17 protein-coding genes are annotated in these 18,087 nt (G+C 72.2%); 12 read left to right on the top strand and 5 right to left on the bottom strand.

The features are described 5' to 3' along the window. Positions 1-46: 46 nt before the first annotated feature. From ACIOWN_RS00485 to leuA, 3 genes are all read right to left on the bottom strand, one after another. Positions 47-1,462, bottom strand: coding sequence for a hypothetical protein (locus ACIOWN_RS00485; protein ID WP_401979509.1), 1,416 nt, complete (start codon positions 1,460-1,462; stop codon positions 47-49). 105 nt (positions 1,463-1,567) lie between these two features. Then, complete coding sequence (locus tag ACIOWN_RS00480) at positions 1,568-2,266, bottom strand: TerB family tellurite resistance protein (RefSeq protein WP_362347354.1); 699 nt, start codon at positions 2,264-2,266, stop codon at positions 1,568-1,570. A gap of 195 nt (positions 2,267-2,461) precedes the next feature. Beyond that, complete coding sequence (gene leuA, locus ACIOWN_RS00475; RefSeq protein WP_362347352.1) at positions 2,462-4,192, bottom strand: 2-isopropylmalate synthase; 1,731 nt, start codon at positions 4,190-4,192, stop codon at positions 2,462-2,464. A gap of 363 nt (positions 4,193-4,555) precedes the next feature. Between leuA and ACIOWN_RS00470 the strand changes: the two genes are divergently transcribed. The 8 genes from ACIOWN_RS00470 (at position 4,556) to ACIOWN_RS00435 (ending at position 12,297) form a co-directional block, all read left to right on the top strand. Then, positions 4,556-5,629, top strand: coding sequence for a M4 family metallopeptidase (locus tag ACIOWN_RS00470; protein ID WP_362347350.1), 1,074 nt, complete (start codon positions 4,556-4,558; stop codon positions 5,627-5,629). A 20-nt stretch (positions 5,630-5,649) separates the two neighbouring features. Continuing rightward, positions 5,650-5,916 carry a protealysin inhibitor emfourin gene (locus tag ACIOWN_RS00465; protein WP_100566924.1) on the top strand — a complete coding sequence of 89 codons (267 nt, stop codon included), beginning with the start codon at positions 5,650-5,652 and terminating at the stop codon, positions 5,914-5,916. Between the two features lie 58 nt (positions 5,917-5,974). Next, on the top strand, positions 5,975-7,327 hold the full coding sequence (locus ACIOWN_RS00460) for a GH1 family beta-glucosidase (RefSeq protein ID WP_401979506.1): 1,353 nt from the start codon (positions 5,975-5,977) through the stop codon (positions 7,325-7,327). A gap of 181 nt (positions 7,328-7,508) precedes the next feature. Next, a complete protein-coding gene (locus tag ACIOWN_RS00455) occupies positions 7,509-9,683 on the top strand; it encodes a PhoH family protein (RefSeq protein ID WP_401979504.1) in 2,175 nt (724 codons plus the stop codon). Between the two features lie 12 nt (positions 9,684-9,695). Then, positions 9,696-10,193, top strand: coding sequence for an rRNA maturation RNase YbeY (ybeY, locus tag ACIOWN_RS00450; RefSeq protein ID WP_362347346.1), 498 nt, complete (start codon positions 9,696-9,698; stop codon positions 10,191-10,193). 7 nt (positions 10,194-10,200) lie between these two features. After that, a complete protein-coding gene (locus ACIOWN_RS00445; RefSeq protein ID WP_362347344.1) occupies positions 10,201-11,511 on the top strand; it encodes a hemolysin family protein in 1,311 nt (436 codons plus the stop codon). Then, positions 11,508-11,867 carry an MmcQ/YjbR family DNA-binding protein gene (locus tag ACIOWN_RS00440; protein WP_362347342.1) on the top strand — a complete coding sequence of 120 codons (360 nt, stop codon included), beginning with the start codon at positions 11,508-11,510 and terminating at the stop codon, positions 11,865-11,867. Before ACIOWN_RS00445 ends, ACIOWN_RS00440 begins: the two co-directional genes overlap by 4 nt. 67 nt (positions 11,868-11,934) lie before the next feature. Continuing rightward, positions 11,935-12,297, top strand: a complete 363-nt coding sequence (locus ACIOWN_RS00435; RefSeq protein WP_362347340.1) for a cytidine deaminase — start codon at positions 11,935-11,937, stop codon at positions 12,295-12,297. 76 nt (positions 12,298-12,373) lie between these two features. On the opposite strand, the gene ACIOWN_RS00430 is transcribed toward ACIOWN_RS00435, so the two are convergent. Further along, on the bottom strand, positions 12,374-13,186 hold the full coding sequence (locus ACIOWN_RS00430; protein ID WP_362347338.1) for an SDR family oxidoreductase: 813 nt from the start codon (positions 13,184-13,186) through the stop codon (positions 12,374-12,376). A 248-nt stretch (positions 13,187-13,434) separates the two neighbouring features. On the opposite strand from ACIOWN_RS00430, the gene ACIOWN_RS00425 reads away from it, so the two are divergent. The 4 genes from ACIOWN_RS00425 to ACIOWN_RS00410 all read left to right on the top strand — a co-directional run bounded on the left by ACIOWN_RS00425 (position 13,435) and on the right by ACIOWN_RS00410 (position 16,565). Continuing rightward, on the top strand, positions 13,435-14,862 hold the full coding sequence (locus ACIOWN_RS00425; RefSeq protein WP_362347336.1) for an aldehyde dehydrogenase family protein: 1,428 nt from the start codon (positions 13,435-13,437) through the stop codon (positions 14,860-14,862). Next, positions 14,859-15,812 (top strand): MBL fold metallo-hydrolase, encoded by a 954-nt coding sequence (locus tag ACIOWN_RS00420; RefSeq protein WP_401979499.1) that lies wholly within the window; start codon positions 14,859-14,861, stop codon positions 15,810-15,812. Before ACIOWN_RS00425 ends, ACIOWN_RS00420 begins: the two co-directional genes overlap by 4 nt. 70 nt (positions 15,813-15,882) lie before the next feature. Next, the gene (locus ACIOWN_RS00415) at positions 15,883-16,272 is read left to right on the top strand and encodes a DUF202 domain-containing protein (protein ID WP_362347333.1); all 390 of its coding nucleotides are present in this window, start codon (positions 15,883-15,885) and stop codon (positions 16,270-16,272) included. Continuing rightward, complete coding sequence (locus ACIOWN_RS00410) at positions 16,269-16,565, top strand: DUF202 domain-containing protein (RefSeq protein ID WP_362347331.1); 297 nt, start codon at positions 16,269-16,271, stop codon at positions 16,563-16,565. Before ACIOWN_RS00415 ends, ACIOWN_RS00410 begins: the two co-directional genes overlap by 4 nt. 585 nt (positions 16,566-17,150) lie before the next feature. Here the strand turns inward: ACIOWN_RS00410 and ACIOWN_RS00405 are convergent. Next, positions 17,151-17,951 (bottom strand): IclR family transcriptional regulator, encoded by an 801-nt coding sequence (locus ACIOWN_RS00405; protein ID WP_362347329.1) that lies wholly within the window; start codon positions 17,949-17,951, stop codon positions 17,151-17,153. Positions 17,952-18,087 lie beyond the last annotated feature (136 nt).

The following is an 18,087-nucleotide window of genomic DNA, read 5'->3' as shown; positions in this document are numbered from 1 at the left end:
CGTCGGCGCGATCCTTGTGCGAGGCCCGCTCACCGCGCACCACTTCTCACCTGGACCTGGCACTCATGCGCAGAGCGGTGCGCAGCCGGCGCGGGTGGCCGGTGAGCAGGCACAGCAGAGCCTGGCGGCGGGCGAGCCGCTTGACCTGGACGCTGTCGGGACCGAAGACGCGGGCCCTGTCGTCGAGCAGCGTGTCGCACAGCGCCGTGGCCCGGTGAGGACGAAGGGACCAGAGGGTGGCGTAGGCGAGGTGACCGCGCGCCATGAGAGTCAGGGGATGGTCGGGGCCGTGGACGCGAGGCAGGTCGTCGGTCAGCCGCGAACACTCGGCGAGGGCCATGCGGACCCGCCCGGTACGGCGGGCCGTGACCGCCACGAGGCGGCGCGCGTCGAACGTCCACAGGTGGTCGGGGCCGTACAGCCGCTCGCAGTCGGCGACACGATCTCGGGCCACCTGCAGTGCCTTGCGCCAGCGGCCCGCGCAGCGCAGGGCGTGAGACCACCAGTCCCGTTGCCACAGCACGTCGGGATGGTCGGGACCGAACTTCTCCGTCAGCTCATCCAGGAGCCGCTTCTGAAGGACGGCATGGCGCCACCCCAGGCCGAGGGACGCGTAGGCGGCGCCCAGGCGTCTGCGCGCGCTGATGGAGGTGTAGCTCAGCCGGCCGCTTCCGGCGATGTTCTCGAAGGCCTGGGCCGTGGTCGTCACCACCACCTGCGCCCGGCCTGCCGTCGGCAGCCAGCGTGCCACCTCGTCCGGGTCGGTGGCGTTGTCCAGGACCAGCAGGCATGGGTCGGGATTGCGCACGATCCAGATGAGCGCCGCCTGAGCTCCGGACACCGTGTCGTCACCGGCCTCACGCACCCCCAGCTGCTCCGCCAGCTCGGCGAGTCCGGACGTGAGCCGGCCGCTGCTCTCCGCCGTGATCCAGGCGACCACGGGCCAGCCCTCCTCGATGCGGCGCCGGGCGTACGCGGCGGCGAGCTGGGTCTTGCCGACGCCGCGGGCTCCGGTGACAGCGTGGACGACGGTCAGCCCGTTCCCCTCGGCGACGCGGGCGAGCTCCGCCACCAGGTCCTCTCGGGGCTGGAAGCCGACAGGCTCGCGGGGCAGGTCGCCCATGCGAACGGGGAGACGGACGGACGCCGCGGGGGAGGCTCCGTGCACGGTGACCGTCGCGTGCCGCATCTCCAGTCGCACGTCGGTCCGGGGAGTCCTGGTCCCCGTCTCATCGGTCGGGGACGGCCCGGTCCGGGTCCCGGAGATGCGCGGTGCCCACCACGCGCCCCATGTGCCGCCCACCGTCGCCGCCACGGTGGCCGCCGCGACTCCGACAGCCACACGATTGTCGTCGGATGTCGGCAGCAAGGGCACATCGGCCGCGTAAAAAAGCAGGAAGACCCCCGCGAATGCCATCACGTTCAGCGCCGCCGCCAGCGCCCAGCGCATGCCGAGCCTCACACGCTCCCCCTCGCCCGCCAACCCCTACCGGCAGGACGATTGTGGCCTCGAACTCCCTCTCCCGCGCCCCTGTGGGAGAGGTTGGGTCCAGCCGGACAGCGGGTGCTACGACGGGGTGCGGGCCTCCGTCAGGAGGCGGGTCACGTCGCTGGTGCAGATGGTCAGGGCCGCGCCGACGGTGCCGAGGGTGTCGTGCTCGGCGGGGGTGTAGGGGCCGTCGGCCAGGGCGATGCGGGCGGCCTGGAGGAGGATCGACTCCCGGCCCGCGGGGGCCAGGTGGGGGGCGAGCGGGTCCAGCGCCTCGTGCAGCTCTATGGCCAGGCCCGCGCCGCACGGCCGGTCCTCGTAGGCGCGCCCGGTGTCCGCGGCCAGCGCCTCCACCAGGGCGGCCAGCTGCTCCTCGGTGCAGTCGGCCAGGCCGGCCGCGCGGACCGTGGCCGCGGCGGTCTCCAGTGCCGTGCGTGAGCTGGTCCCGCCCGCGGACAGCACCGCCAGGGCGACGGTGTGCACGGCGTCGCGGAGCATCGCGGAGAAGCGGTTGGTCGTCGGATGGTCCAGGACGTCCGTGCCGAAGTGCCCGCCGCAGGCGGCGCATTCGACCACGGGCCCCGCGGTGCCGCGCGGCAGCAGCGGGACACCGAGGACGGTGAAGCGCCGACGCCCGGTCAGCCGTTGGTAGTTGCGGTCCCCGCCGCAGCCGGGGCAGAAGAACTCGCCGTCGCCGACCGGCGTCCACGCGGTGCGGGTGCCCAGCAGTCTGGCAAGCGTGGTGACACGGCCGTTTCGTCCCCGTACTGGCAGCACGTCCCACCTCCGTAACGGCACGGCAACATCGCCGCGCTGGCGTGATGTTAGCCACATTGTCGAGGTGTCGTCAGCACCCTGGACGAGACCTTTCCGTGACCTGGGTAGCCGACTGGCCGATACTCGCCGGGCACACGACGGGGCCCCGGCCGCCTCAGCAGGCGGCCGGGGCCCCGAAAGCACCGGTCAGAGCGGTCAGCGCGCCGCGCGGTTGACGGCCGAGACGACGGCCTTCAGCGACGCACGTGTCGTGTTCGCGTCGATGCCGATCCCCCACAGGACCTTGTCGTCAATCGCGCATTCGATGTACGAGGCGGCCTGGGCGGAGGCGCCCTCGCTCATCGTGTGCTCCTGGTAGTCGAGCAGGCGCACGTCGACGCCGATGGAGTGCAGGGCGTCGAAGAAGGCCGAGATCGGACCGTTGCCGGAGCCGGTGAGGACGGTGTCCTCGCCGTCGACGGTGGCCTCGACGGTGAGGGTGTCGACCCCGTCGGTGTCCGTCGTCGACTGGCCGGTCCTGACCTGGATGCGGCCCCAGGCGTTGTCCGGGTTCGGCAGGTACTCGTCCTGGAAGGCCGCCCAGATGTCCTTCGGCGTGACCTCGCCGCCCTCGGCGTCCGTCTTGGCCTGGATGATCTTCGAGAACTCGATCTGCATCCGGCGCGGCAGGTCCAGCTTGTGGTCGTTCTTCAGGACGTAGGCGACACCGCCCTTGCCGGACTGCGAGTTGACGCGGATGACGGCCTCGTAGGACCGGCCGACGTCCTTGGGGTCGATGGGCAGGTACGGCACCGCCCACTCGATGTCGTCGACCGTGACGCCCTTGGCCTTCGCGTCGGCCTCCATCGCGTCGAAGCCCTTCTTGATGGCGTCCTGGTGGGAGCCGGAGAAGGACGTGTAGACCAGGTCGCCCACGTACGGGTGGCGCGGGTGGACCTCCATCTGGTTGCAGTACTCCCACGTACGGCGGATCTCGTCGATGTCGGAGAAGTCGATCTGCGGGTCGACGCCCTGCGAGAACAGGTTCATGCCCAGGGTGACCAGGTCGACGTTGCCGGTGCGCTCGCCCTGGCCGAACAGGCAGCCCTCGACGCGGTCGGCGCCGGCCATCAGCGCCAGCTCGGCGGCGGCGACGGCCGTGCCGCGGTCGTTGTGCGGATGGACCGACAGGCAGACGTACTCGCGGCGGGACAGGTTGCGGTGCATCCACTCGAAGCGGTCCGCGTGCGTCGACGGCGTCGAACGCTCCACCGTGGCGGGCAGGTTGAGGATGATCTCGCGGCCCGGGCCCGGCTGGTACACGTCCATGACCGCCTCGCAGACCTCCAGGGCGAAGTCCAGCTCGGTGTCGGTGAAGATCTCGGGGCTGTACTGGTAGCCGAACGCCGTGCCGTCAGCCTCGGGGCCCAGCAGCTTCTCGGCGTACTCCATCACCAGGCGGGTGCCGTCGACGGCGATCTGCTTGATGTCGTCCCTGGAGCCGCGGAAGACGACCCGGCGGAAGACCGGGGCGGTGGCGTTGTAGAGGTGGACCGTGGCGCGCCGGGCGCCCTTCAGGGACTCCACGGTCCGCTCGATCAGGTCCTCGCGGGCCTGGGTCAGTACGGAGATCGTGACGTCCTCGGGGATCGCGCCCTCCTCCTCGATGATCGAGCGCACGAAGTCGAAGTCGGTCTGGCCGGAGGCCGGGAAGCCGACCTCGATCTCCTTGTAGCCCAGCGCGACCAGCTGGTCGAACATCCGGCGCTTGCGCTCGGGCGACATCGGGTCGATCAGGGCCTGGTTGCCGTCGCGCAGGTCGGTGGAGAGCCAGCGGGGGGCGGCGGTGATCCGGCGGCCGGGCCAGGTGCGGTCGGGGATGTCGACCTGCTCGTAGCGGCCGTACTTGTGGATCGGCATGGAACTGGGCTGCTGACGGTTGACCATGGTGGCGTGGGCTCCTCGTGAGATCCGCGGGTCCGCGGGTGCCGGAGAACGGCCGACGGCGCAACGCCGAACTCCGCGGGGAGGGGGTCGGCCTCGACTACAGGCCCTCGCCGCGGCAGCTAAGGAGAAGCAGCCCGAAACGCATGATGGTCCGCAGCCTAGCCGAGCCGCACCGGATGCGCGGGCCCGTCCCAGTATGCGAAACCGAAGGGGCAAACGGGGCAAAAAGTGCGCGATGTCACGCGCCCCGACCTCTCTCCACCTATCACTCCGTGACGGACGGACGGACCCCTTGCCCCGATATTTCACCAATCATGGTTGCGGGTAGTGACATCGCGGCCACGCAGTGCAATGGTTCCGGACATGACGACCACCGGGGGCTTCGAGCCCGTCTTCTGCACCATCGTGCCGCCGCACGTCCTCGACCGCCTGGCCCGCAACGAGGACCCCGCGCTTTCCGGACCCGCCCGCCGGACCCTGGAGCGCGACGCCTTCGAGCGCACCCGGCGGCGGCTGACCACCGTCATCGGCGCGCCCGCCGTCGCCGCGCCCGCCGGCAGACGGGACGGGCATCCGCACCGCACCGTCTACGACGCCCGGCACGGCACCGGACTGCCCGGCAGAAAGGTGCGCGGCGAGGGCCAGGACCCCGGCGGGGACGCCACGGTCAACCGCGCCTACGCCGGCCTCGGCGCCACCTTCGAGCTGTACCTCACGGCCTACCGGCGCGACTCGATCGACGGCAGCGGACTGCCGCTGGACGCGACCGTGCACTACGACAGGAACTACAACAACGCCTTCTGGAACGGCGAGCAGATGGTGTTCGGCGACGGTGACGGCGAGATCTTCCTGGACTTCACCATCCCGGTGGACGTCATCGGCCACGAGCTGACCCACGGCGTCACCCAGCACACCGCCAACCTGGCCTACTTCGGGCAGTCCGGCGCGCTCAACGAGTCGCTCTCCGACGTCTTCGGCTCGCTGATCAAGCAGTACACGCTCGGCCAGACGGCCACCGAGGCCGACTGGCTGATCGGCGCGGGGCTGCTGGCCCCGGGCGTCAGCGGCACCGCGCTGCGCTCCATGAAGGCACCCGGCACGGCGTACGACGACGACGTCCTCGGCAAGGACCCGCAGCCGGCCACCATGGACCACTACGTCCACACCGGCAGCGACAACGGCGGCGTCCACATCAACTCCGGCATCCCCAACCACGCCTTCTACCTGGTCGCCACGGCGCTCGGCGGCCACGCCTGGGAGAAGGCGGGGCAGCTCTGGTACGACGTGCTGACCGGCGGCGAGCTGCACGAGGACGCGCAGTTCGCGGACTTCGCCACGCTCACCGTGCGGGCCGCGCGGGAGCGGTACGGCTCCGACGGCGGCGAACTCGAGGCCATGCGCAAGGCCTGGGAGCAGGTGGGGGTGCGGACGCTGTAGTTCCGTACTAGACACGGACCATGCTGATTCGAGTGAGGCGCACAGGAGGGTTCGCGGGCATCGAGCGCCGCGCCGAGGTGGACGTCTCGGGGCGGCCCGACGCCCCGCAGTGGCGGGACCTGGCCGAGCGGGCGCTGGCGGGCGGCAAGGCCGCGCCGCCGGCCGGGGTGCCCGACGGCTTCAGCTACGAGATCACCGTGGACGGCCGGACGGTGTACGCGGCCGACCCCCGGCTGACCGGGGAGCAGCGCGAGCTCATCTCCCGCGTGCTCAAGGAGGGCGCGTGAGGCCCTTTTCCCCACCCGGGCGTTGACTTCCGTTACCGACGGTAAGGATGATCCGCCCATGGCGACGAAACCGATGCCCCGGTTCCCGGCCGGCTTCCTGTGGGGCGTGTCCACCTCGGCCCACCAGATCGAGGGGGCGGCCGACCGGCGGGAGCCGTCCGTGTGGGACACGTTCTCGGCCGGGCCGGGACGGATCAAGGACGGCTCGACGGCGGCGGTGGCCTGCGACCACTACCACCGCCACCGCGAGGACGTGGCGCTGCTGGCCGGCCTCGGCGTCGGCGCGTACCGCTTCTCCGTCTCCTGGCCCCGGGTGGACTCCGCCGGCGGCCTCGACTTCTACGACCGCCTGGTCGACGACCTGTGCGCGGCCGGCGTCCGCCCGGTCCCCACCCTGTTCCACTGGGACCTGCCGGCCCGCCTCGACTGGCTGGAGCGGGACACGGCCGCGCGGTTCGCCGACCATGTGTCCGTGGTCGCCGAGCGCCTGGGCGACCGCGTGCCGAAGTGGATCACGCTCAACGAGCCCGCCGAGCACACCCTGCTCGGCCATGCCCTGGGTGTGCACGCGCCGGGCGGGCGGCTGCTGTTCGACGCGCTCCCGGCCGCCCACCACCAACTGCTCGCCCACGGCCTGGCCGTCCGGGCGCTGCGCGCGGCCGGGGCCGCGGACATCGGCATCGCCAACTCGCACAGTCCCGTCCGGCCGGCCTCCGGGGAACAGGCGGACGTCGAGGCGGCCGGCCTCTACGACCTGCTGCTGCACCGCCTGTTCGCCGACCCGCTGCTGCTCGGCCGCTACCCCGGGGGACTGGGCGAGCTGATGCCGGGCACCCCCGGGGAACTGGCCTCGGATCTGGAGATCATCGCCGAGCCCCTGGACTGGTACGGCGTCAACTACTACGCCCCGAGCCGGGTGGGCGCCCCTCGCGGCGAGGAGATCGAGTTCGGCGGTCTCACCCTGCCCGCCGAACTGCCCTTCTCGGTACGGGAGATCGAGGGCCACCCGGTCACGGACTTCGGCTGGCCCGTGGTCCCGGAGGGGCTGACCGAGCTGCTGACCGGCCTGATCGACCGCTACGGCGACCGGCTCCCGCCCGTCGTCATCACCGAGAACGGGTGCTCCTACGAGGGCTTGGACGACCAGGACCGCATCGCCTACCTGGACGGACACCTCCGCGCCCTGCACCGGGCCCTGGAGGCGGGCGTGGACGTGCGCGGCTACTTCGTGTGGTCGCTGCTGGACAACTGGGAGTGGGCGGAGGGCTACGCCCGCCGGTTCGGCCTGGTGCACGTCGACTACGAGACGCTGGAGCGCACCCCGAAGGCGTCCTACCACTGGTTCCGGGACCTGCTGCGGGCCCAGCGGGAGACGGGGACGGCGGCCGCCGCGTCGCCCGTGCCGGACTGACGCGGCTCCGGGTCCGCCGGGGTCGCCGGTCCCATCAGGGTCGCCGGGGTCGCCCAGGTCGCCCAGGTCGCCGAAAAGCCCTACGGCGTCGGCACTCCCCCGTCGTACCCTGGGAAGCGCGAGGCCGCCCTGACGTGTGCGGCCGTGACGAGGAGGAACCGCAGGCCTTCAGCGCCGGCCCATGACTCAGACACCCGCAGCCAAGACCCCCGCGCAGGGGCAGGCCAGAGCACAGTTCACCGTCCCCGCCCAGCACCCCATGGTGACCGTCCTGGGGTCAGGCGACTCTCTCCTGCGCGTGATCGAGAAGGCCTTCCCGGGGGCCGACATCCATGTCCGGGGCAATGAGATCAGCGCGGTCGGCGATCCGGCGGACGTCGCCCTGGTCCAGCGCGTGTTCGACGAGATGATGCTGGTGCTCCGCACCGGGCAGCCGATGACGGAGGACGCTGTGGAACGCTCCATCGCCATGCTCAAGGCCAGCGAGAACGGCGAGAGCGACGGCCAGGAGACCCCGGCCGAGGTCCTGACGCAGAACATCCTGTCCTCCCGCGGCCGCACGATCCGTCCCAAGACGCTCAACCAGAAGCGGTACGTCGACGCGATCGACAAGCACACGGTGGTCTTCGGTATCGGCCCCGCCGGCACCGGCAAGACCTACCTGGCCATGGCCAAGGCGGTGCAGGCGCTGCAGTCCAAGCAGGTCAACCGCATCATCCTGACCCGTCCCGCGGTCGAGGCCGGCGAGCGCCTCGGCTTCCTGCCCGGCACGCTCTACGAGAAGATCGACCCGTACCTGCGCCCGCTGTACGACGCGCTGCACGACATGCTCGACCCGGACTCCATCCCGCGTCTGATGGCGGCGGGCACGATCGAGGTCGCACCGCTCGCCTACATGCGCGGCCGCGCACAACCGCGCTTCACGAACGTGCTGACGCCGGACGGCTGGCGCCCGATCGGCGATCTTCAGGTCGGTGACCTCGTCATCGGCTCCGCCGGCGAGCCGACCCCGGTCCTGGGCGTTTATCCGCAGGGCGAGAAGGACATCTACCGTGTCACCGCCCAGGACGGCTCCTGGACCCTGTGCTGCGGCGAGCACCTGTGGACGGTCAGGACGCGCGACGACAAGCGCCGCGACAAGCCGTGGCGGGTCCTGGAGACCCAGGAGATGATCGGCAACCTGCGTGCCGCGCACGCGCGCCGATACGAGCTGCCGATGCTCACGGCACCGGTGTGCTTCCCCGAGCGTGAAGTACCGATGGACCCCTATGCGCTGGGGCTCCTGCTGGGCGACGGATGCCTGACCGGCTCCACCACCCCCTCTTTCGCCACCGCGGACCCGGAACTGGCGTCGGCCCTGCAATCGGCCCTTCCCGGAGTCTCGGTACGGCATCGCGGCGGGCCCGACTACGTCCTCGACCGGGACAAGGCCGCTGGCGACGTGGTCACCCTGGAAAACCCGGTCACCGGCGTTCTGCGCCGGCTGGACCTGCTGCGGACGCGCTCGTACAGCAACTTCGTCCCCGACGACTACCTCTTCAACTCGGCCGAGGTACGGCTGGCGGTCCTGCAGGGGCTGCTCGACTCCGACGGCGGCCCCGTCGTCCAGAAGAACCGCACCTGTCGCGTCCAGTACACGACCACATCCATCCTGCTCCGTGACGATGTGATCGCTCTGGTGCAGTCACTGGGCGGCGTCGCCCACAGCCGTCGCAGGGCCGCCGAGGGGCGCGGTCCGGGCCGCGCGGAGGGGCGGGACGTCGCCCACCGTCGCGACGCCCACGTCGTCGACATCCGTCTCCCCGAGGGCATCGAGCCCTTCCGCCTTGCCCGCAAGCGGGACCGGTACCAGGCGGCCGGTGGCGGCGGACGTCCGATGCGGTTCATCGACAGCATCGAGCCGGCGGGCCGGGAGGAGTGCGTCTGCATCCAGGTGGCGGCCGAGGACTCCCTGTACGTCACGCAGGACCATCTGCTGACGCACAACACCCTCAACGACGCCTTCATCATCCTGGACGAGGCCCAGAACACCAGTCCCGAGCAGATGAAGATGTTCCTCACCCGGCTCGGCTTCGACTCGAAGATCGTGATCACGGGAGACGTCACGCAGGTGGACCTGCCCAACGGCCAGAAGTCCGGGCTGCGGCAGGTGCAGGAGATCCTGGAGGGGGTCGAGGACGTCCACTTCTCCCGGCTGTCGTCGCACGACGTCGTACGGCACAAGCTCGTGGGCCGTATCGTCGACGCGTACGAGAAGTACGACAGCAAGCACGGCACCGAGAACGGCGCACCCAACAAGTCCGGCGGCCACGCCAGGGCCGGGCACGCGCACGGACACGGGCACAAGGGGAAGTAGACCAGCACCACCATGTCGATCGACGTCAACAACGAGTCGGGAACCGAGGTCGACGAGCGGGCGATCCTCGACATCGCCCGCTACGCACTCACCCGCATGCGCATCCACCCGCTCTCCGAGCTCTCGGTGATCGTCGTGGACGCCGACGCCATGGAGCAGCTGCACGTCCAGTGGATGGACCTGCCGGGCCCCACGGACGTCATGTCGTTCCCGATGGACGAGCTGCGGCCGCCGTCGAAGGACGACGACGAGCCCCCGCAGGGCCTCCTCGGCGACATCGTGCTCTGTCCCGAGGTCGCCGCGAAGCAGGGCGCCGAGGCCCCGACCCGGCACTCCATGGACGAGGAGCTCCAGCTGCTCACCGTCCACGGCGTGCTGCACCTGCTCGGCTACGACCACGAGGAGCCGGACGAGAAGGCCGAGATGTTCGGTCTTCAGGCAGCGATCGTGGACGGCTGGCGCGCCGAGCAGGGCCTGCACGGCCCGTCCCCGGCGCCCACCGTCTCGTAACCCGCCGATGAGCCCTCAGATCGTCGTCGGCGCGATCGCGCTCGTCGTCGTCGCCTGGCTCGCCGCCTGCGCGGAGGCGGGCCTGGCGCGGGTGTCCAGCTTCCGTGCCGAGGAGGCCGTGAAGGCGGGCCGCCGCGGCAGCGCCAAGCTGGCCCAGATCGCCGCCGACCCGACCCGCTACCTCAACCTGGCGCTGCTGGTGCGCGTGACCTGCGAGATGGCGGCCGCCGCGCTGGTCACCTACGCGTGCCTGGAGGCGTTCTCCGGCACGGCCCAGGCGCTGGTCGTCGCCATCGCGGTCATGGTGCTCGTCTCGTACGTGGCCGTCGGGGTCTCCCCGCGCACCATCGGCCGCCAGCACCCGCTGAACACGGCGACCGTGGCGGCGTACGTGCTGGTGCCGCTCGCGCGGGTGCTCGGCCCGATCCCGTCGCTGCTGATCCTCATCGGCAACGCGCTGACCCCCGGCAAGGGGTTCCGGCGCGGCCCGTTCGCCTCCGAGGCGGAACTGCGCGCCATGGTCGACCTGGCCGAGCAGGAGTCGCTGATCGAGGACGACGAGCGGCGCATGGTGCACTCGGTCTTCGAGCTGGGCGACACCCTCGTGCGCGAGGTCATGGTGCCGCGCACCGACCTGGTGGTGATCGAGCGGTACAAGACCATCCGGCAGGCCCTCACGCTGGCGCTGCGCTCCGGCTTCTCGCGGATTCCGGTCACCGGCGAGAGCGAGGACGACATCGTCGGGATCGTCTATCTGAAGGACCTGGTCCGCAGGACGCACATCAACCGGGACGCCGAGAGCGAACTGGTGTCGACGGCGATGCGCCCGGCCGTCTTCGTGCCGGACACGAAGAACGCCGACGACCTGCTGCGCGAGATGCAGAAGGAACGCAACCACGTCGCCGTCGTCATCGACGAGTACGGCGGCACGGCCGGCATCGTCACCATCGAGGACATCCTCGAGGAGATCGTCGGCGAGATCACGGACGAGTACGACCGCGAGCTGCCGCCGGTGGAACCGCTCGGCGACGACCGCTACCGCGTCACCGCGCGCCTGGACATCACGGACCTGGGCGAGCTGTACGGCCTGGACGAGTACGACGACGAGGACGTGGAGACGGTCGGCGGGCTGCTCGCCAAGGCCCTGGGCCGGGTGCCCATCGCGGGTGCGTCGTCGGTCGTGGAGCTGCCCGACGGCCGCGAGCTGCGGCTGACCGCGGAGGCGGCGGCCGGACGGCGGAACAAGATCGTGACCGTGCTCGCGGAGCCGGTGGACCCGGCGGCGCCCACCGGGGACGGGGAGGGGAAGCCGGAGTGAGCCCCGAGGAGCTGCGCGCCCTCTGCCTGTCGTTCAACGCGGTGGCGGAGGACTTCCCCTTCGACCTGCGGACCTCGGTCTTCAGGGTCCGGGGCAAGCTGTTCGCGCTGTCGGCCCTGGACTCCCGGCCGCTGAAGGTCAACCTCAAGTGCGACCCGGAGGACGCGGTCCGGCTGCGCGCGGAGTACGAGGGCCTGATCGTCCCCGGCTGGCACATGCACAAGCGCCACTGGAACACGGTCACGGTGGACGCCGGGCTGCCGGACCGGCTGGTCCGCGAACTCGTCGAGGACTCCTACGACCTGGTGGTGGCGGGGCTGCCGCGCGCGGAGCGGCTGCGGCTCGACCGGGCGTGAGCGTCGGGGACGCCATGGCTGCCGGGGTGATCTCCGCGGCAGCCGGGGCTGCTCCTATGCTCGGGGCATGACCGAGACCAACGCGCTTGATCCCGAGGACCTCAAGATCGTCACTCTGGCCCGTTCGGCACGGGCCCGCAACGGTGTGCCGGAGGGCGCGGCCGTACGGGACGAGACGGGGCGTACGTACGTCGCCGGGTCGGTGAACCTCGCCTCACTGAGGCTGAGCGCCCTGCGGACGGCGGTGGCGATGGCCGTCGCGTCCGGGGCGACGTCGCTGGAGGCGGCGGCGGTGGTCGGCGAGGCGGAGGAGATCGCCCCGGAGGACCTGGCCGCCGTACGCGACCTGGGCGGTGCGAAGACGCCGGTTCTGCTGGCCGGACCCGACGGCACCGTACGGCTCACCCGGCCCGCGGGCGAGGACGGCTGAGGCCCGCCGGGACAGGACGACTGCGGCCCGCCGGGCGGGGTCCGGTGGCGGGCCGCGCGTGGTCGCGGGGCACGGGTCAGTCGGTGGGGGCCGCCCCGGAGGCCTCCTGGACGGTGCGGTAGGCCGTCAGACCGCCGTCCACGCGGATGTCGGTGCCGTTGATCCAGGCCGCGGAGTCGCTCAGGAGGAAGGCCACGACACGGGCGATGTCCGCCGGCTCCCCGAACCGTCCGAGCAGGGCGCCGGCTCCCTCGACCTTGGCGACGCCGTGGTCCCGCTTGAAGTCGTCGAGGATCGGGGTGGCCACGGGGCCCGGGCTGACGGAGGTCACCCGGACCCTGCGGGGCAGGTACTCGGCCGCGAGGTGTTCGGTGAGGTACCGCACGCACTCCTTGGAGAACCGGTAGGAGTGGCCGGTGACGCTCTCGTCCCGGGCCACGGCGTCGAGCGCCGCCTCGGTGTCGGCGGCGAGGGCGAAGGCCCGTACCGCGGGCAGGTTCCGCGCCCAGCCGGTGGCCACGGCCGAGGAGAGGTTGACGACGCAGCCTCCTTCCCGGATCGCCGGTGCGAGAGCGGCGGTCAGTTCCCGCAGGCCGAAGACGTTGACGCCGAGCACCGTCCGCCAGGGCGCCGTTCCGGGCACCCCGGCGATGTTGGCGAGCCCCGCGAGCCCGTCCGGCGCGGCGGCCAGTACGCTCCCCGCGGCCGTGTGCGCGCCGGCGGGCGTGGACAGGTCGGCCCGGACGAAGGTCCCCGCGAAGGACTCGGGCACCGACCGGTCGATTCCGACGACGGGCAGGCCCCTGCCGGCGAGCAGGCGGGCGGCCGCCGCTCCGATACCGGAGGCGACCCCGGTCACGACCACGGGCGACTGCGTGTTGTTCGTCATGGCTCTCACTTGTTCGTCGGCGGAATGTACGGATGACGAATGACCAGGGGTCCGCGGGCCGAGCCTCCGGGTGAAGCGGCGTCCGTGACAAGCCCACTTTCCACCCTGTGGAAAACTCCGCGGCGCCGAGGGTGAGCCGGCGGCCGTGGCACGGTCCGCTTTCCACTGAGTGGATGACCTGCTTGCCCAAGGTGTGACCTGCGGGGATCGTGACATCCCGTCCCCCTCCCCCGACCAGGAGCACGCCGATGGCCCAAGAGACGTACGCCGTACACGACCCGGCCACGCTGGAGCCGGTCGGCCGGGCCCCGGTGCACGGCGAGGGCGAGGTACGGCAGGCGATCGCCGCCGCGCGGGCCGCCGCACCGGCGTGGGCCGCGGACCGCTCTGCCCGGCGGGCCGCGCTGCACGCGTGCGCGGACCTCGTCCGCGCCCACGAGGACGAACTCGGACGGCTGCTGTCCCTGGAACAGGGCAAGGTCCTGGCCGAGGCCGTCGGCGAGTTCCGGGTCGGCGCCGCACTGCTGGACCACTACGCCGCACTCGCCTGGGACGAGGTGGAGAGGCTGCCCGACCGGGCCGACCGCACGGTCGAGGTGCACTACCGGCCCGTGGGCGTGGTCGGCACGATCACGCCGTGGAACTTCCCCATCTCCCTGCTGTGCGTGAAACTCGCCCCCGCGCTGACCGCCGGGTGCACCGTCATCGCCAAGCCCTCCGCCACGACACCGCTGTCCACCATGGCGCTGGTCGACCTCATGAACCGGGTCCTGCCCGCCGGTGTGCTGCAGTACCGCACCAGCCCCGGCCGCGCGGTCAACGTGGCGCTGAGCGCCCTGCCCGGCGTCCGGAAGATCTCGTTCACCGGGTCGACGGAGGTCGGCACCGCGGTGGCCGCCCAGGCGGCCGCCACGGTCAAGCGCGTCACCCTGGAACTCGGCGGGAACGACCCCGCGATCGTCCTGCCGGACGCGGACGTCGAGACGACCGCGTCCGGCATCGTCGGTTCGGCCTTCCGCAACGCGGGGCAGGTGTGCATGGCCGTCAAGCGGGTCTTCGTGCCGCGCGGCCTGCGGGACGAACTGGTCGAGGCCATGGCCGAGGCCGTCGCCCGGCACCGGATCGGCCACGGGGTGGCGGCCGGGTCGACCATGGGCCCGATGCACTCGGCCGCCCAGCACGGCATCGTCCGCGGCCTGGTCGACGGTGCCGTCGCCGCCGGGGCGCGGGTCGCGGCGGGTGGCGGACGCGGCTGCGACCTGCCCGGTCACTTCCTCGAACCGACGATCGTCACGGACGCCGAGGTCGGCATGGACCTCGTCGACGCCGAGCAGTTCGGCAACGCCCTGCCGGTCGTGGCCTACGACGACCTCCGGACGACGATCGACGGCCTGAACGCACAGGACTTCGGGCTCGGCGCCTCGGTGTGGTCGCCGGACCTGGACCGCGCCCACGCGGTGGCGGCGGAGATCGAGGCCGGCACGGTCTGGATCAACCAGCACACCCAGGTTGAGCCGGACGCCCCGTTCGGCGGCTGGAAGGCCTCCGGCCTCGGACGTGAGCGCGGACGCTGGGGACTGGAGGAGTACCTCGAACCCCGGACCGTCAACGCCCGTCCCCACCACACCCCGGCACCGCACGAGGCGGCTCCCGTACCGGAAGGACAGCGTCGGTGACCGACACCACGTCCGCACAGCGCGGCATGGACCTCATCACGCTCGGCGTCGCCGCCGGGCCCGCCATCCGAGGCCCCGAGCACGGCATCGCCAGCGCGGTCGTCGTCGACGACGTCTTCTACCTGGTCGACTTCGGCATCGGCTGCACCCGCGCCGCGGGCGAGGCCGGTCTGCGGGGGCAGCGGTTCCGGGCGGGGTTCATCACGCACCTGCACTCCGACCACGTGATCGAGCTCCCGGGGTTCCTGCTGTGGAACTGGGGGCGGCCGGTGAACGGCTTCTCCACCCCGGTCGACATCATCGGACCCGGCCCCGACCCGGACGACGGCACCCGGCATCTCGCCGGTACGGACCGCCTCGTGGCCTCCGTGCTGGACGCGTTCTCCTACGACATCGCCATCCGGGCGGGCGACGAGGACCGGCCGCCGCTGGCGGACCTGGTGCGTGCCTCGGAGGTGGCCGCCCCGGCCAGGGGCTCGGCGGCCGCCGGGGAGCCGTTCGAGGTCTACGCCGACGAGCGGATCACGGTGACCGCCGTCCTGGTGGACCACCCGCCCGTGCACCCGGCCCTCGCCTACCGGTTCGACTCCGCGTACGGGTCGATCACGTTCTCCGGAGACACGGCCGAATCGGCGAACCTCGCCCGGCTGGCCGAAGGCACCGACATCCTCGTCCACGAGGCCGTCAACCTCGGCTTCTACCGCAGCCGTGGCTTCTCCGCGGCCTTCCTGGCCCACCAGGAGAACTCGCACACCCCGCCGGCCGGGGCGGGCCGGATCGCCAAGGCCGCCGGCGCGCGGCGCCTGGTGCTGTCCCACTTCGCGGGGTTGGCGGACGCCCAGTACTGGCGTGCCGAGGCCGCGTCGACGTACGACGGCCCGATCGACGTCGCCACGAGCGGCGCGCGGTTCTCCGTCGCCACGGACCCGGCGGTCCGCGCGGGGACCTGAACGGGCGTACGTGGGTGTCGGCGGGTGCCGACGGGTGTGGAACGGCACGGGAAGGAAGCGGGAGAACGGCATGGGCTCGGACAGTGGCCGGGGACGCGAAGGCGGGGACGGCAGGGACGGCGGGGAGAGGGAACCCGACTACCGGTTCACGCTCGCCAACGAGCGCACTTTCCTGGCCTGGATCCGCACCGGTGTCAGCCTGCTCGCGGCGGCGGTGGCGGTGCGGCAGCTGGTACCGGCCTTCACGATCCCGCACGCGCGGGAACTGCTCGCGGTCGTGTGCGCGCTGCTGGCCGTCGTGATCACGGGTGGGGCCTATCCGCACTGGCGGCGCGTCCAGCGGGCGATCCGACGTGACGCGCCGCTGCCCGGCTCCTGGCTGCTGCCCGTGCTGGCGACCGTGATCACGGCGATCGCGTCGTTCACCACGGTGCTGGTCTGGGCCGGCGGGCCCGCGTGAGGCGGCGGGATCCGGGACTGCAACCCGAGCGCACCCGCCTCGCCTGGCGGCGGACGACCATGTCCCAGACGGTGGGTGCGCTGCTGCTCGTTCACACGGCGGCGAGCGGCTCCTCTCCGCTGGGCTGGGCGGCCGCGGTCTGCGCGGCCACGGCCACGGCCGTGACCTTCCTCGTCGGTGGCATGCGCCGGGAGACCGCGCCTCCGCCGCCCGCGGCGATGGCCCTGACCGCGGCGACGACGGCCGCCACGGCCCTGATCGGCCTGCCCTTGCTGCTGACCGGCGGGGCGTGAGCCGCAGGCTCCGCCGCCGGATCCGCCGCCCTACGACACCAGCCGCGCGCGATGTGCCGGCCCCGCGAGGTCCTACCGGGGTCCGTACCGCGAATCGCCGACCTCGCGCGGCCCCCGCGGCGCACGCGCCCGGGCGTCATGACGCCCGCCCGGCGGACACCCGCACCGCAAGCGCCCTTCCGCGGACACCCGCCCCGCGAGCACCCACGCCGCGAACGCCGGTCCGCCCGAACCTCCGCACCGCCGAGGCTCGACCCGGGCGATGCCCGCACCGCCGGCCCCCGCACCGCCGACGCCCGCGTCCCGCGCGTATGCCCGCGCCGCACGAACTCCCGCACCACCGAGGCCCCGCGTCCCGGGCGTATGCCTGCCCCGCACGAACTCCCGTAACGCCAAGACGCCAGGCGGATGCCCGCACCGACGACGCTCGGCCGCGCGCCCCCGTCCCTGTGAAGCGCCCATCCCACGCGGACACCGGCGCCCGACCCGGGCGAACCGCCGCACCGCCGAGGCAATCCACCGCGAACGTGTACATGCCTGCACCCGGCGGCAGGGTGCGGGCCCTCGCCTCGCTCGGCCGCCGCGCTACGCGGCCAGGCGGCCCGCCTCCCGGGCGATGCTCCGGGCGGCGATCTGCAGGACCGGGACGATCCCGGCCGGTCTGGGGCGCGTTCCGACGGTGACCACGCCGAGGGCCGCGATGACTCCGCCGCCGGCTGCGGTGACCGGCACCGCGATCCCGTGCGCCCCCTCGACCGCCTCCTCCAGGGTCATGGCGTACCCCTTGCGACGGACCTGTTCGAGTTCACGGCGCAGCCGGGTCGGGTCGATCACGGTGTGCGGGGTGAGCCGCTGCGGGTTGGCCAGGGCGGCCCGCGCGAGTTCCGGCGGTCCGTAGGCGAGGAACGCCTTCCCTCCGGCACTGGCGTGCAGGGCGAGGCGGTCGCCCACCCGGTGCAGGGCTGGACCGGGCTGGGTCCCGGAGATCCGTTCGAGCAGCAGGGCGTGGGCGCCGTCGAGGACGAAGAGGTTGACCACGTGCTTGGTCAGGAACAGCACGTCGTGCATGTAGGGGGCGGCCAGTTCGGCGAGGCCGTGGTGGCTCTCGGACAGCAGCCCCAGGGACCACAGCTTGTGGCCGATGCGGTACCGGCCACCGGTCCGCAGCAGGCCGCCCCACTCGACGAGCTCACGGACGAGCCGGTGGCAGGTGGCCACCGGCAGCCCGCTGCGGCGGGAGATGTCGCTCAGGGACAGCTCGTAGTGCTCGGAGTCGAAGGTGTCCAGGATCCTCAGCGCACGGGCGGCGACGGACTTCGGCGCCGCCTCCGCGGATCCCGCCGGCAACGCCTCCCACTCGGTGGGCCGCTTGTCCTGAGAGCTCATGAAACCGCACAGTACGACCCGTGGGAGGCGAAGGAAAGCCCTCGGGAAATTCCGGTAAGCCGCAGGTCGGAGCAGCGGTGAGCAGGGACACGTCGACCAGGGCGCCCATAGCGGTTTCTACTGAGTGGAAAGCCCC

It is taken from the genome of Streptomyces sp. NPDC087787, from assembly GCF_044743035.1.
Classification (GTDB): Bacteria; Actinomycetota; Actinomycetes; order Streptomycetales; family Streptomycetaceae; genus Streptomyces.
Note: the sequence above shows the minus strand (reverse complement) of the source record. Positions and strands in the feature narration are given on the sequence as shown.

Bases quoted from the DNA above. Each gene is read 5' to 3' on its own strand.
- leuA (WP_362347352.1), bottom strand. From the start codon at position 4,192: ATGGTCAACCGTCAGCAGCCCAGTTCCATGCCGATCCACAAGTACGGC.
- ACIOWN_RS00470 (WP_362347350.1), top strand. From the start codon at position 4,556: ATGACGACCACCGGGGGCTTCGAGCCCGTCTTCTGCACCATCGTGCCG.
- ACIOWN_RS00465 (WP_100566924.1), top strand. From the start codon at position 5,650: ATGCTGATTCGAGTGAGGCGCACAGGAGGGTTCGCGGGCATCGAGCGC.
- ACIOWN_RS00460 (WP_401979506.1), top strand. From the start codon at position 5,975: ATGGCGACGAAACCGATGCCCCGGTTCCCGGCCGGCTTCCTGTGGGGC.
- ACIOWN_RS00455 (WP_401979504.1), top strand. From the start codon at position 7,509: ATGACTCAGACACCCGCAGCCAAGACCCCCGCGCAGGGGCAGGCCAGA.
- ybeY (WP_362347346.1), top strand. From the start codon at position 9,696: ATGTCGATCGACGTCAACAACGAGTCGGGAACCGAGGTCGACGAGCGG.
- ACIOWN_RS00445 (WP_362347344.1), top strand. From the start codon at position 10,201: ATGAGCCCTCAGATCGTCGTCGGCGCGATCGCGCTCGTCGTCGTCGCC.
- ACIOWN_RS00435 (WP_362347340.1), top strand. From the start codon at position 11,935: ATGACCGAGACCAACGCGCTTGATCCCGAGGACCTCAAGATCGTCACT.
- ACIOWN_RS00430 (WP_362347338.1), bottom strand. From the start codon at position 13,186: ATGACGAACAACACGCAGTCGCCCGTGGTCGTGACCGGGGTCGCCTCC.
- ACIOWN_RS00425 (WP_362347336.1), top strand. From the start codon at position 13,435: ATGGCCCAAGAGACGTACGCCGTACACGACCCGGCCACGCTGGAGCCG.
- ACIOWN_RS00415 (WP_362347333.1), top strand. From the start codon at position 15,883: ATGGGCTCGGACAGTGGCCGGGGACGCGAAGGCGGGGACGGCAGGGAC.
- ACIOWN_RS00405 (WP_362347329.1), bottom strand. From the start codon at position 17,951: ATGAGCTCTCAGGACAAGCGGCCCACCGAGTGGGAGGCGTTGCCGGCG.